This is a genomic window from Streptomyces sp. NPDC043861 (assembly GCF_056435905.1).
On sequence record NZ_JBWKDP010000001.1, the window covers coordinates 472,759 to 486,384 of the forward strand.

A 13,626-nucleotide genomic window follows, 5' to 3' on the forward strand; every position below is an offset into this window, starting at 1 on the left:
CCGAGCAGGCGGGAGAACGAGGACGACCCCGGCGCGAGAAGGTCACCGCCCGCCCGGCGCGTACTGGTCGGTCGGGTTCAGCGTGCCGAAAGGCTCGGGTGAGTGCCCCCCGGAGGCATCGGGGCAGCCCGGTGGAACTCCCAACCTTCCCCCGAGTGCCGGGAGTTGGGAAGGCGGCTGAGTTACCGCGGAAGGCCTCCATCCTGACCGGAAGCCGGTCGCCGACCCGGGCGAGCACGGTGCGACGTGGCCGCACCGTGCCCCGCTGACCACCGGGCCGGAGACCCTTTTCGTGCCGGACCCCGGCCCACCGCACGGGTCCCTGTCGCGGGGGTGCGCCGCATCCGATGGCGCACCTGCCGGGCGGCCGCGCGATGCGTGGGAGAGCCGCGGGAGGCAGGTGCCGGGCCGCGGCGGCGAGCCGCCCCGGGGCGGAAGGACCGGCGCCGGTTGCGCCCTGCGTGCGAACCGCTCCCGGCTCGGGGCTGGGGCGTCCCCGCACCGGGTAGGGGATCTGCCGGGTACCGACGACGACCACGTCGGGTGCTGACGCGGGAGCCGGCCTCGGTGCCCGGCCCGGGCAGAACGGAGACGGTTGTGAAGATCCTCATCAGCGCCGACATGGAGGGCGCCACAGGTGTCACCTGGCCGGCCGATGTGCTGCCCGGCACCCCTCAGTGGGAGCGCTGCCGGCCCATGTTCACCTCCGACGTGAACGCCGCGGTGCTCGGCTTCCTCGACGGCGGCGCCGACCGGGTGCTCATCAACGAAGCGCACTGGAGCATGCGCAACCTCCTGCTCGAGCAACTGGACGACCGGGCCGAGATGCTGACGGGGCGTCACAAGACCCTGTCCATGGTGGAAGGCGTGCAGCACGGAGATGTGGACGGGGTCGCCTTCGTCGGCTACCACACCGGTGCGGGTACGGAGGGCGTGCTGGCACACACCTATCTCCCGAACTCCATCACGGGAGTCTGGCTGAACGGGGCGCGGGCGAGCGAGGGTCTGCTCAACGCCCATGTGGTCGCGGAGTACGGAGTGCCGGTGGTCCTCGTCACCGGCGACGATCTGACCTGCGAGGATGCCCTCGGCTATGCACCGGAGGCGCGCAAGGTCGCGGTCAAGGACCATGTCTCGCGGTACGCGGCGGTGTGCCGCACCCCGGCCCGCACCGCCGCGGACATCCGCGCCGCCGCGAAGGAGGCCACGGCGCTGGCGGTCCGCCATGAGCCGGTCCGGGGCGGGCCGTTCACGGTGGAGCTGGAGTTCGATGCCGAGCACCTCGCCGCGGCCGTGACCGTCGTGCCGGGAGCGACCCGCAGCGGTGAGCGCCGCACCGCCTGCACCAGCGAGACGATGTACGAGGCCATTCGCACATTCAAGGCCGTCACGACGATCGTCTCTGCCGCGGTGGAGGAGCAGTATGGCTGATGTGAATCACCCAGAGCCCAGGACACCGCCCCCCGCCATCGACGACACCGCCCTCGACGAGGTGGTGGCCTTCACCTCCGAGCTGATCCGCATCGACACCACCAACCGTGGTGGCGGCGACTGCCGTGAGAGACCCGCCGCCGAGTACGTGGCAGAGAGGCTCGCAGGAGCCGGACTCGAGCCGGTGCTCCTCGAGCGCACCGAGGGGCGCACCAACGTGGTGGCCAGGATCGAGGGCACGGACCCGTCCGCGGACGCCCTGCTCGTCCACGGCCATCTCGACGTGGTTCCCGCCGAGCCGGCCGACTGGTCCGTGCATCCCTTCTCCGGTGAAGTCCTCGACGACGTCGTCTGGGGGCGCGGCGCCGTGGACATGAAGAACATGGACGCGATGGTCCTCGCCGTCGTACGGGCCTGGCACCGCGCCGGAGTCAGACCGCGCCGGGACATCGTCATCGCGTACACGGCGGACGAGGAGGCCAGTGCCGTCGACGGCGCCGACTTCCTCGCCGGCCGGCACCCCGAGCTGTTCGAGGGCTGCACCGAGGGCATCAGCGAATCCGGGGCCTTCACCTTCCACGCCGGGCCCGGGATGGCGCTGTACCCGATCGGCGCGGGGGAGCGCGGGACCGCCTGGCTGAAGCTGACCGCCCACGGCCGGGCCGGCCACGGGTCCAAGGTGAACCGTTCCAACGCGGTCACCAGGCTGGCCGCCGCGATCGCCAGGATCGGTGCGCACGAGTGGCCCGTACGACTCGTCCCGACCGTGCGCGCCGCCCTGGCCGAACTGGCAGCTCTGCACGGTGTCGCCGTGGACCTGGACGGGCCGGACCTCGACGTGGACGCACTCATGGACAAGCTCGGCCGCGCCGCCCTGCTCGTCGAGCCGGTCGTGCGCAACAGCGCCAATCCGACCATGCTGGACGCCGGTTACAAGGTCAATGTCATTCCCGGGCACGCCACCGCGTTCGTCGACGGGCGGATGCTGCCCGGTGGCGAGGACGAGTTCCGCGACACCCTCGACCGGCTCACGGGGCCGGACGTCGACTGGGAGTTCCACCACCGGGAGAAGGCCCTGCAGGCGCCCGTCGACTCCCCGACGTTCGCCAAACTGCGCGCGGCCATCGAGCACTTCGACCCGGCCGGGCACGTGGTGCCGTACTGCATGTCCGGTGGCACGGACGCCAAGCAGTTCTCCCGCCTGGGCATCACCGGGTACGGCTTCTCACCGCTGAAGCTGCCCGAGGGCTTCGACTATGGTGCGATGTTCCACGGAGTCGACGAGCGCGTCCCTGTCGAGGCGTTGCACTTCGGTATCCGGGTCCTCGACCACTATCTGAAGTCCGCTTAGGGGGAGGGGCAATGGTACCCATGGGGTCCTACGGGACCTGGCCTTCGCCGATCGACGCCGCACTCGCCGCCTCGCACGACGGCCGGCCGGACTACATCGGTACGGTCGGCGACGAGGTCTGGTGGACCGCTCCACGCCCCGCCGAGGGCGGCCGGCGGGCCCTGGTCCGGCTGCGGGCCGACGGGGGCGAGGAGTCGGTGCTGCCCGCTCTCTGGAACGTCCGCAGCAGGGTCATCGAGTACGGCGGACGGCCCTGGGCGGGAGTGCCGCGAGCGGACGACGGACCGCTCGTCGTGTTCGTCCACCTTCTCGACCAGCGGTTGTACGCGTACGAGCCGGACGGGGACGGCGAGCCCCGACCGCTCACCCCCGTGTCCCGCACCGGTGGCGGACTGCGCTGGGTGGACCCGTCGATCGACCTGCAGCGCGGTGAAGTCTGGTGCGTCCTCGAGGAGTTCACCGGGGAGGGCCCCACGGATGTGCGGCGGGTGATCGCCGCGGTCCCACTCGACGGCTCGGCGGCGCAGGACCGTTCCGCGGTGAGGGAGTTGACGGACGGCCGGCACCGCTTCGTGACGGGCCCCCGGCTTTCGCCCGACGGGAGGCGCGCCGCGTGGCTCGCCTGGGACCACCCGAGGATGCCGTGGGACGGCACGGAGGTGATGCTCGGCGAGGTCGTGGACGACGGCCCCTTCGGCGCGGTGCGGCAGGTTGCGGGGGGCGCCGACGAGTCGGTCCCCCAGATTGACTGGGCCGCGGACGGCTCGCTGCTCTACAGCTCGGACCGGGGTGGCTGGTGGGAGCTGCAGCGCATCCGGCCCGAAGGCATCGAGGGAGGCGAGGCGGCCGTGGCCGCACTGTGCCCGGGCCGCGGGGAGGAGTTCGGCGGGCCGCTGTGGAGGATCGGCCTCACCTGGTTCCGGCCGCTGGAGAACGGTCTGATCGCCGCCATCCACGGCAGGGGTGCCACCGCACTGGGCATCCTCGACCCGGAGAGCGGCGAACTGGTCGACTCCGCGGGCCCCTGGACCGAGTGGGCACCGGCCCTGGCGGTGCAGGGCACCCGGGTCCTCGGGATCGCCGCGAGCCCGCGCAGCGGGTACGAGGTGGTGGAGCTCGACACCTGCACGGGCCGAACCCGTGTCATCGGCTCGGCCCACGACGACCCGGTGGACCCCGCCTACTACCCCGAGCCGCAGATACGCACCTTCACAGGCCCCGACAACCGCGAGATCCACGCCCACATCTATCCGCCCCACAACCCCGACCGCGTCGCACCCGACGACGAACTGCCGCCCTACGTGGTGTGGGCACACGGCGGGCCGACCGGGCATGCCCCGCTCGTCCTCGACCTGGAGATCGCCTACTTCACCTCGCGCGGCATCGGGGTCGCCGAGGTCAACTACGGCGGTTCGACCGGCTACGGCAGGGAGTACCGCAACAGGCTGCGCGAGCAGTGGGGCGTCGTCGATGTGGAGGACTGCGCGGCCGTCGCCGAGGCACTCGCGGCCGAGGGCACGGCGGATCCCGGCCGGCTTGCGATCCGTGGCGGCAGCGCGGGCGGCTGGACCGCCGCCGCCTCCCTCACGGGCACCGACGCGTATGCGTGCGGGACGATCATCTACCCCATCCTGGATCCGGTGGGGTGGGCCACCGGTGAGACCCATGACTTCGAGTCCCGGTATCCGGAGTCGCTGATCGGGCCGCTCGCCGATGTCCCGGGACGCTACCGGGAACGGTCGCCGGTCGAGCACGTGGACCGGATCACCGCACCGTTCCTGCTGCTCCAGGGCCTGGACGACCCGGTGTGTCCGCCGGCGCAGAGCGAGCGGTTCCTGGCCCGGATGGCCGGACGCGGCATTGCGCATGCCTACGTCGCCTTCGAGGGCGAGAGCCATGGATTCCGCCGTGCGGACACCCTGATCCGTGCTCTGGAAGCCGAACTGTCCCTGTACGTACAGGTCTTCGGCATCGTGCGCACCGACGTTCCCGTCCTCGAACTCAAGAAGACCCGAGAGACGGGCAGGAAGAAGTGAAGCGCGCGACATGAGGCGGGGCGAAATGAACCCGGGACTCCGGAGGACGGCCGTCGCGCCGCTCGTGCGGCCCGCGCGACTGCAACCGGGCGCGAGGATCGCCGTCGTGGCGCCCAGCGGACCCGTCCCGGACGAACGGCTCGAAGAGGGGCTGGCCGTACTGCGGGGCTGGGGGCTGGAGCCGGTGGTGATGCCCCATGTCCGTGACGCGCACCCGAGGCTCGGGTATCTCGCGGGACAGGACGCGGCCCGCGCACGGGATCTGCAGCAGGCCTGGTGCGACCCCTCGGTGTCCGCCGTGATCTGCGCCCGCGGCGGATACGGCGCCCAGCGCATGGTCGATCTCCTCGACTGGAGCGCGATCCACGCCGCCGGGCCGAAGGTCTTCATCGGCTACAGCGATGTCACGGCGCTCCACGAGGCCTTCGCGATGCGGACCGGACTGTCGACACTGCACGGACCGATGCCCGCGACGGCGGCCTTCCTCGCGGACCCGCGCACCCGGGAGTCGCTGCGCGCCACGCTCTTCGAGCCCGAGTCGGTGCGACGGCTCGGACTCGGGGCGGCGCGAGCGCTGGTGCCGGGCCGCGCGAGCGGCGTCACCCTGGGCGGGTGCGTGAGCCTCCTGGCCGCCGACATCGGCACTCCGCATGCCCGGGCCTCCGCCGCGGGCGGGCTGCTGCTGATCGAGGACGTGGGCGAGGAGCCGTACCGGCTGGACCGGATCCTGACCCAGTTGCTGCGGTCCGGATGGCTCGAGGGGGTCGCCGGGATCGCCCTCGGTTCCTGGGCGGAGTGCGGGCCCTACGAGGAGGTCCGGGCGCTGCTGGCGGACCGGCTCGGCGGTCTCGGGGTCCCGGTCGTCGAGGAGCTGGGCTTCGGTCACGGCGCGACGGCGCTCACGATGCCGCTCGGGGTCCCCGCGGTGCTGGACGCGGACGACGGGACGCTGACGCTGGACGCACCCGCGCTGGCCTGAGGGACGAGGGAGCAGCCCTCGGGGCCCCGGACGGGGACGGGGACGGCCGCTCGACGGCCCGGCGGGCACGGGGACGCACCGGAGGCCCGAACGGACCGGTCGCAACGGCGCACGGGCCGCTGCGACCGGCCCGGTCACAGCACTGTCGGGTTTCCGCGGGAGCTCGGACGACGTCCGTACGCCCCGCCGGCCTTCCGGCGGAAGACGCTACTTCGCGGATACGTCCTGGAGCGCCTCGTATCCCGGCCGGATCACCTCGTCGATGATGCGACGGCGTTCCGGCAGCGGCAGGAACGCCGACTCGACGGCCGCGACGGTGAATGCCTCGAAGACCTCCGGGCCGTAACCGAAGGCGTCCGCCATGTGCTGGAACTCGCGGCCCATGGTGGTGCCGGAGACCAGACGGTTGTCCGTGTTGAGGGTGACCCGGAAGCCGAGGCGGCGCAGCAGGTCGATCGGGTGCGTGGCGTAGTCCTTCGCCGCGCCCGTCTGGAGGTTGGAGGTCGGGCAGACCTCGAGCGCGATCCGGTTGTCGCGGACGTACGCGGCGAGGTGGCCGAGCGTGGCGGTGCCGTCGTCGTGGACCTGGATGTCGTCGGTGATGCGGACACCGTGCCCGATCCGCTCGGCGCCGCAGACCTGGACCGCCTCGTGGATGGACTCGGCGCCGACGGCCTCGCCGGCGTGGATCGTGAAGTGGCAGTTGTGCCGCTTCAGGTGCTGGAAGGCGGGGAGGTGGTTCGCCGGCGGGTTGCCGATCTCGCCGCCCGCGATGTCGAAGCCCGCCACACCACGGTCGCGGTGGGCGACCGTGAGCTCGGCTATCTCGAGGGAGCGCTGTGTGTGCCGCATTCCCGTCAGCAGCGCACGGACGGTGATCCGGCCACCCGCCCGGCGCTCGCCCTCGCGGAAGCCCTCGTTGACGGCGTCGACGACCTCGTCGAGGCTCAGGCCGCGTTCCTGGTGCTGCTCCGGTGCGTAGCGCACCTCGGCGTAGACGACACCGTCGGCCGCGAGGTCCTCGGCGCACTCGGCGGCGATGCGGAAGAGGGCCTCGCGGGTCTGCATCACCGCGCAGGTGTGGGCGAAGGTCTCCAGATAGCGCTCCAGCGATCCGGAGTCCGCGGCGTCGCGGAACCAGACGGCGAGTGCCTCGGGGTCCTGTGTGGGCAGATCGCCGTAGCCGCATTCACCGGCCAGCTCGATGATCGTGGCGGGGCGCAGACCGCCGTCCAGGTGGTCATGGAGGACGGCCTTGGGGGCGCGACGGATCCAGTCGGCGACGGCGTCAGGGGCGGCGGCCGGGGCATCCACGGAGTTGTCAGACAAGTGCATGCAGCGGGAGTGTACGGCACGGCGGCGGCGTGCACCGTGACGGGGCGCACGGCCGACCGGGCGCGGCACTGGTGCGGCCGGCCGGGCCCGCCGGACATGCGCCCCGTGCCACGCACCGCCCGGCAACCGGGCCGGCGCATTGCGCCCGGCCGCCGGTGCGGTGATCGGAGGGGGTCACCGGCTCGCGGTCCACCGCGCCGGTCGCCACCGACCCCGGACACGACGGCGCCCGAACGACCGCGCCGGACACGACGGCGCCAGACACGACGGCGCCAGACACGACGGCACCGGAACGACCGCACCGGACACGACCGCACCGGACACGACGGCACCGGACACGACGGCATCCGGCGCCGCGGGCTTCCGGCGAACCGTGCGGACTGCCCTCAGTTCGACTGCAGGACGGGCAGCGGGGGAGCGCCTGTCGGCAGCATGTGCTTGGCCGCCAGCACCGGTACGTCCCCGGTGCGCACGACCTGCGTGATCAGCACGGCGGGAGTGTCGGCAGGCCGGTCCAGCTGGGCCCCGCGCCGTTGCCCGAGCAAGGTCGCGGTCACCCCCGAGTACGCGGTCAGCGGCACCCCGCGCGACGCCCCGGCCAGCACCGCCAGCATCGAGATCCGCTCGGCGCGACCGGTTGCGCCGAGCGCCCGGGCGAACGCCGGATGTGCCCGCTCCAGCACGACGTCGGGTGCCGCCCACTCCTGGCTGAGAGCGGCCGCCGCGCCGTCGCCGGACAGCAGGGTCTCCCAGAACCGCAGCTCCGACCGGGCCGGTGCGAGCAGATGCTGTGTGGTGAAGTCGGTCGGCTCCTCGACGGTCCGCAGCAGCGCCCGCACCCGGAGTGGCGCGCCGGCCGAGAGCTGCTCCTCCAGGGGGCGGATGTGCTCGAAGCCGCGGCGCGGCGGCTGGTCGTTCACGGTCCTGCCGACTCCCCGGCGGACGGTCAGCAGCCCGTCCTCCTGGAGCAGCAGCAGGGCCTCCCGCAGTGCGGGTCTGCTGACGCCGAGCTCGGCTGCGAGACGGGGCTCGGACGGCAGGGTGGAACCCGGTGGATAGGTCCCCTCGTGGATGGCATCCGCGATCCGCTCGTAGAGGACGACGACCGGCCTGCGCTGCGGTGCGCTCGCCGGCCCGTTGACTGCCACTGCGTCTCCCCGGCTCACTTGTCTGCTCACTCGTACGGATGTGGATCCATCATCGCGCCCACCGTAATTCACCGCCACGAGCTCTTGAGGGTCTACGCCTGTAGATGTCAGTCTGTTCTCGACGTCACTTGTCTGACAAGATCGATTGGCGGTCAAGGGTCGCGTCGCTCCGCCCGGGGTTTCTGTGCGGGCGTCTCACCCGTACGGCCCGCTCCACCAGCCTCATGGGGCCAGGATCCGTCCATCCTGGTCCCATGAGTCCCAAGGACGCGTCGACGAGCGGCGCCAGGAGCGGCCATGCGCGGGGAGCCGGCAGCCGTGGCTGGTTCACCCCGGCCAGAGCGACCTTCCTGGTGGTGGTGGCCGTCACGCTGATCTTCATCTTCGAGAACACGAGCAAGGTGACGGTCAGGCTGCTGATCCCCGAGGTCGTCATGCCGCTCTACCTCGCTCTGCTGGCGGCGGCGGTCCTGGGTGCCCTCTGCGGTGCGCTCTACTTCTCGCGTCGCCGCAACCGATGACCGGCGGCTAGCCTGGCGCCATGCCCGCCGATGCCGCCCGTCCCGGTGAATCCGCCTTCGGTGCGTCCGGTCCCGGCGAGTCCCGCCCCGGCTTTCTCTCCGAGGGCGCACGCGTGGGCATCCGGCCCTTCCGACTCGACGACGCCGAGGAGTTCACCGGGCGTGCCCGCGAAAGCAGGGAACTCCACCGGCCCTGGCTCTTCCCACCCGAAACGGTCTCCGCGTACACCGTCTATGCCCGCGGGCTGATGGACGATCCGGCCAGGACCGGCTTCCTCGTCTGCGAGCGCGAGGACGACAGGATCGCCGGGTTCATCAACATCAACAACATCGTCTGGGGCAGCTTCCTCTGCGGGGCCGTCGGCTACGGAGCTTTCGCGCACGCCGCGGGCCGCGGCCTGATGAGCGAGGGGCTCCGCCTTGTCGTCCGGTACGCCTTCGGCCCGCTGGGCCTGCACCGCATCGAGGCCAACATCCAGCCGGGAAACGCCGCGTCCATCGCGCTCGTACGGCGCCTCGGGTTCCGGCAGGAGGGGTTCTCACCCGACTTCCTCTTCATCGACGGTGCCTGGCGCGACCACGAACGCTGGGCGATGACCGCCGAGATGACACTCCTTTGACCACCTCGGCGGGAGACTCAACCGTGCACCGGACCCACTTGGTTGACGGGAGGCGTGCCCGGCTCCCGCAGGGCGACCGGGCCCCAGCGCCAACTGAGGTCCTTGGAACCCGTGTTGTTGGGCGGGGTGATGTTCGCGACGACCGGCTCGACGGAGCCGTCGTCTCCCGCCCGCGCCGACATGAAGGTAAGGGTGAACCGAGCCGCCGCCCCGGACGCGAGAGTCACGGCCGAGTGCGCGGTCGATGCCTCGCGGGTGACGGTCTCCGCCGTGTTCCCCCGTGCGAGCGTCACCTTGGGAAAACCGTCCAGCATGCACGTGGAGCGTGCGAGGTTCCTCAGCGTGACAACGGCGCTCTGCTGGGTTCCCGGGTCGCCGCCACCGGAGACGGCGGTACCGCCGGATGCCCATGACAACGCCAGGTCCGAGGTCAGACAGGGGGGTGGTGGCGCTGCCGCCGCAGGCGCGGCCACGACCACCGGAGCGGCCACGGCCACCGCGGCCATGACGCATACGGCATGGCTGCGCAGGGCGTGGCTTCGGCCTTCGGGAGAGTGGCCGTTCAGATTGCCCGTACGGACGTGCTTCGGCCGTGACATGGCGGTACTCCGTGATCGACGACTGCTGACCGACTGCTGATTGCGGACCCACGACGCGCCTGTCGTCCAGGTCGTGGCGCGGCTTCCGGCGGGAAGGCCCTGAAGCCCGGGGCGCGGCCCCGTAGGTCACGAGTGCAGTCCACTTCACCGTAGACCAGCCGTCGGGCCGATGCATTTCCGCGCCGGCGCTGAGGGCGGCCACCGGCTGGTCCGCTGCCCTGGGCGGGGTCCCGCTGCCCGCGGCCTTCGGGGGCGGTGTGGCCCTGCGGCTGCGCTGCGACGTGGCCCGCCGGCTGCGCGACGACCGGGGCGACCGGCAGGAACGGCACGCGGTCTGCGGCCGGCCGCGGCCGGCCTTTTTGCCGAAGCCTGACGCACGGCGCCCCTGGTCAGGGCCGGGGCAACCGTGTTCCATGGTCAACGGGGCTGCCGACCGCACGAGTTGCGACGGCGAGCCCGTGTGAGCAAAGCGAATGAAGCGAGGTTGCCTTGGCCACGACCGTGCGACGTGCCGTACTGACCCTGCCCGGGGCTCCGTTGGGGCCCGAGAACCCGCTCCCCGCCCTGCGCCCGCTCGACGAGCCGCTCACCCTGGACGAGCGGGCCAGGGACGGGCTGCCCCGCGACATGGCACGCCAGATCGGGTACGAGCCGCTGCGCACCCCCCTGCCCACCCGACTGCGCGACGGGTACGGGAGGGAGCGGGCCGAGACGGAGATCGACACGATCGTCATCGAGAACGACCGGCTCAGGGTCACCGTGCTGCCGGGGCTCGGTGGCCGTGTCCACTCCCTGCACCACAAGCCCACGGGCCGAGAACTCGTCCACCGCAACCCCGTCCTCCAGCCCGCCGCCTTCGCCCTCAACGGGGCCTGGTTCTCCGGTGGCATCGAATGGAACATCGGCGCCACGGGACACACGGCTCTTTCCTGCGCACCATTGCACGCGGCCGTCGTCCCGGCCCCCGACGGCGGTGCCATGGTCAGACTCTGGGAGTGGGAGCGGCTGCGCGATCTGCCCTTCCAGGTCGATCTCTGGCTGCCCGAGGACGCCGATTTCCTCTACGCAGGCATCCGTATACGCAATCCCCATGAGCGGCCCGCGCCGGTCTACTGGTGGTCCAACATCGCCGTGGAGGAGAGCTTCCGGCAACGGATCATCGTCCCGGCCGACGAGGCCTGGCACTTCGGCTACGGGCGCACCCTGCGGAAGGTCCCCGTGCCGGAAGACTGCGGCACCGACCGCACCTACCCGGAGCGAAGCACGTACCCCGCCGACTACTTCTACGACGTACCGCAGGGCGCCCGGAGGTGGATCGCCGCGCTCGACGTGTACGGCCGCGGGCTCGTGCAGACCTCGACGGACCTGCTGAGGGGCCGCAAGCTGTTCCTCTGGGGTTCGGGACGCGGCGGACGGCGCTGGCAGGAGTGGCTCACGGAACCCGGCTCCGCCGGGTACGCCGAAATCCAGGCCGGGCTCGCCCGTACACAGTTGGAGCACGTACGGCTCGGAGCGGGCGAGGAGTTCAGCTGGCTGGAGGCGTACGGTCCGCTGGACGCCGACCCGGCGCTGGTGCACGGGGACGACTGGAGCGCCGCGCGCGCGGAGACGGCAGCCCGGCTGGAGGCCGCCCTGCCGCGCGCGGAGGTCGATGCCGCCTACGAGGCATGGCGGCGGAGCGCCGACACCGAACCCGGCGAAGTGCTGGCAGCCGGCTCCGGCTGGGGCGCACTCGAAGTGCTGTGCGCCGGCCATAAGTTGCCGGGCACACCGTTCGACGCGAGTACGCTCGGTGCGGAGCAGGCGCCCTGGCTCGAACTGCTGCGGACCGGCTCACTGCCCGCAGCACAACGTGTCGCCCCACCCGGACCCACGCTCGTCGCCACGCACTGGCGCGACATGCTGGAGACCGCACCGGCGGAGCCGCACACCGAGTACCACCTCGGCGTCGCCCAATGGCACGCGGGAGACTTCGCCCAGGCCGTGCGGAGCTGGGAGCGGGGACTGGGACTCGCGCCCTCACGCTGGCCGTTGCTCCGCTGCCTCGCGCTTGCCGACCGCCTGGGCGGCCACCCGGAACGTGCCGCCGAACTCTACGCGGAGGCCTTCGACGACCTGTGCGCGGAACGCCGCGACGACGGGGACGCCTGGATCGCGGCCACGGCGGCGCTGGCTCGCGAAACGATCGAGGCGCTGCTCGTGTCGGGCCGCACTGCGGCCGCCCGTGCCGTCCACGACCGCCTTGCCCCGTCACTGCGCAGCCGTGGACGCTTCCGGCTGCTGGAGATCCGGCTCCTCATCGCCGAGGGCGACCGTGCCGCCGCGCGGGCCGTCTTCGACGAGGGCTTCGACGTGGCCGACCTGCGCGAGGGCTCCGGGGTCCTCGGTGAACTGTGGTCGCAGGTGACCGATGAACCACTGCCGGACCGGTACGACTTCCGGATGCGGCCGCTGTCCGCCGACTGACACGGTGCACCCTCCGTGCCGGGACCGGGCGCCACTGCCGCGCGGCGGTGGCGGCCGCGGATGTACGTCCCCCGGCGAGCCCTGGGTACGGTCCGGGACGCCCGGCACCGGCGCGACGCGGCCGCGGTGACCGGGAGGGGCCGCCTGGCTCGGCCGAGGGCGCCGCCTGCCGCGATGAATTCCGGCCGGGTCGCGAGTCTGTACTGGTGAGCGTCGTAGGACGTGGTACGACGCTGCCCGGCACGAGTCAGACGGAGGACACCATGGCGACCACGCCCGGCAACGCGAGCAGCAACCTCCCCGGCAAGCCGCCGGTCGTCGACCTGGCCACCTGGCAGGCGGCGCGCGAGGAGCTGCTGGTGCGCGAGAAGGCGCACACCCATGAGGGCGACGCGATCGCCGCGGCCCGGCGGCGGCTGCCGATGGTCGAGCTCGACGGCGCGGTCGAGGTCACCGGTGCTGACGGGCCGGTCCCGTTCCTCGACCTGTTCCAGGGTCGTGACGAGCTCGTGGTCTACCAGCACATGTGGTACGACGGCGCGCCGTACCAGGGGCAGTGCGAGGGCTGCACCACCACGGTCTGGCACGTGAAGGACGCCGTCTACCTCAACGCCCGGGGCGTCTCGTTCGCCGTCCTGACCTCGGGCCCCTGGGACGAGGTGGCTCCCTACGTCGAGTTCATGGGTTACACCCAGCCCTGGTACTCGGTGAGGGGCGTGGAGGCGCCGGTCGGCGGAGAAATGGGGCACATCGTCTGTTTCCTGCGCGACGGCGACCGCGTGTTCCTCACCTACTCCACGACAGGCCGTGGCAACGAGCCGGTCAACGGGTCCTTCGGGCTGCTCGACATGACGCCCTACGGCCGTGGCGAGGCGTGGGAGGACAACCCCGAGGGCAGGCCCGTGATCGGCGATGTCCGGGAGGGGTATCCGTCCCAGGCCCGCCAGGCCTGCTGGTACTGGCGCTCGGACGCCGACGGCGCCGCCACCTGGGGCCCGACCAGCCGGCCCGTGCCGCAGTGGACCCGCCCCGGCGCGACCCCCGTGGAGACCCTCGGCCGGCACGGACACCACCACTGACGCGCCTTCGTCGACGTCGACGGCAAAAGGCGTTGGGTGCCGGGGGACCACCGGACGATGC

General features: G+C 72.1%; 11 protein-coding genes. 8 read left to right on the forward strand and 3 right to left on the reverse strand.

Features of this window, described 5'->3' with window-relative positions; translation table 11 throughout:
* Positions 1–597: 597 nt before the first annotated feature.
* From AC068D_RS01920 to AC068D_RS01935, 4 genes are read left to right on the forward strand one after another with little or no spacing between them, the layout of a single operon-like run.
* Positions 598–1,431 carry a M55 family metallopeptidase gene (locus AC068D_RS01920; RefSeq protein WP_478820947.1) on the forward strand — a complete coding sequence of 278 codons (834 nt, stop codon included), beginning with the start codon at positions 598–600 and terminating at the stop codon, positions 1,429–1,431.
* Positions 1,424–2,782 (forward strand): M20/M25/M40 family metallo-hydrolase, encoded by a 1,359-nt coding sequence (locus tag AC068D_RS01925; RefSeq protein ID WP_478820948.1) that lies wholly within the window; start codon positions 1,424–1,426, stop codon positions 2,780–2,782. Before AC068D_RS01920 ends, AC068D_RS01925 begins: the two co-directional genes overlap by 8 nt.
* A gap of 11 nt (positions 2,783–2,793) precedes the next feature.
* Positions 2,794–4,818: an LpqB family beta-propeller domain-containing protein gene (locus tag AC068D_RS01930; protein WP_478820949.1), complete on the forward strand. Its 2,025-nt coding sequence runs from the start codon at positions 2,794–2,796 to the stop codon at positions 4,816–4,818.
* Between the two features lie 25 nt (positions 4,819–4,843).
* Positions 4,844–5,797, forward strand: a complete 954-nt coding sequence (locus tag AC068D_RS01935; protein ID WP_478820950.1) for a S66 peptidase family protein — start codon at positions 4,844–4,846, stop codon at positions 5,795–5,797.
* A gap of 207 nt (positions 5,798–6,004) precedes the next feature.
* On the opposite strand, the gene AC068D_RS01940 is transcribed toward AC068D_RS01935, so the two are convergent.
* The gene (locus AC068D_RS01940; RefSeq protein WP_478820951.1) at positions 6,005–7,132 is read right to left on the reverse strand and encodes an adenosine deaminase; all 1,128 of its coding nucleotides are present in this window, start codon (positions 7,130–7,132) and stop codon (positions 6,005–6,007) included.
* A 386-nt stretch (positions 7,133–7,518) separates the two neighbouring features.
* Positions 7,519–8,280, reverse strand: a complete 762-nt coding sequence (locus AC068D_RS01945) for a GntR family transcriptional regulator (protein WP_478820952.1) — start codon at positions 8,278–8,280, stop codon at positions 7,519–7,521.
* A gap of 254 nt (positions 8,281–8,534) precedes the next feature.
* On the opposite strand from AC068D_RS01945, the gene AC068D_RS01950 reads away from it, so the two are divergent.
* Positions 8,535–8,801, forward strand: a complete 267-nt coding sequence (locus tag AC068D_RS01950) for a lipopolysaccharide assembly protein LapA domain-containing protein (RefSeq protein WP_478820953.1) — start codon at positions 8,535–8,537, stop codon at positions 8,799–8,801.
* A 20-nt stretch (positions 8,802–8,821) separates the two neighbouring features.
* Positions 8,822–9,421, forward strand: coding sequence for a GNAT family N-acetyltransferase (locus AC068D_RS01955; protein WP_478820954.1), 600 nt, complete (start codon positions 8,822–8,824; stop codon positions 9,419–9,421).
* A gap of 17 nt (positions 9,422–9,438) precedes the next feature.
* Here the strand turns inward: AC068D_RS01955 and AC068D_RS01960 are convergent, their stop codons facing one another.
* On the reverse strand, positions 9,439–10,020 hold the full coding sequence (locus AC068D_RS01960; protein WP_478820955.1) for a DUF4232 domain-containing protein: 582 nt from the start codon (positions 10,018–10,020) through the stop codon (positions 9,439–9,441).
* A gap of 489 nt (positions 10,021–10,509) precedes the next feature.
* Between AC068D_RS01960 and AC068D_RS01965 the strand changes: the two genes are divergently transcribed.
* A complete protein-coding gene (locus AC068D_RS01965; protein ID WP_478820956.1) occupies positions 10,510–12,486 on the forward strand; it encodes a DUF5107 domain-containing protein in 1,977 nt (658 codons plus the stop codon).
* Between the two features lie 263 nt (positions 12,487–12,749).
* Entirely contained in the window at positions 12,750–13,565 is an 816-nt protein-coding gene (locus AC068D_RS01970; protein WP_478820957.1) for a DUF899 domain-containing protein, read from the forward strand.
* Positions 13,566–13,626: the final 61 nt, after the last annotated feature.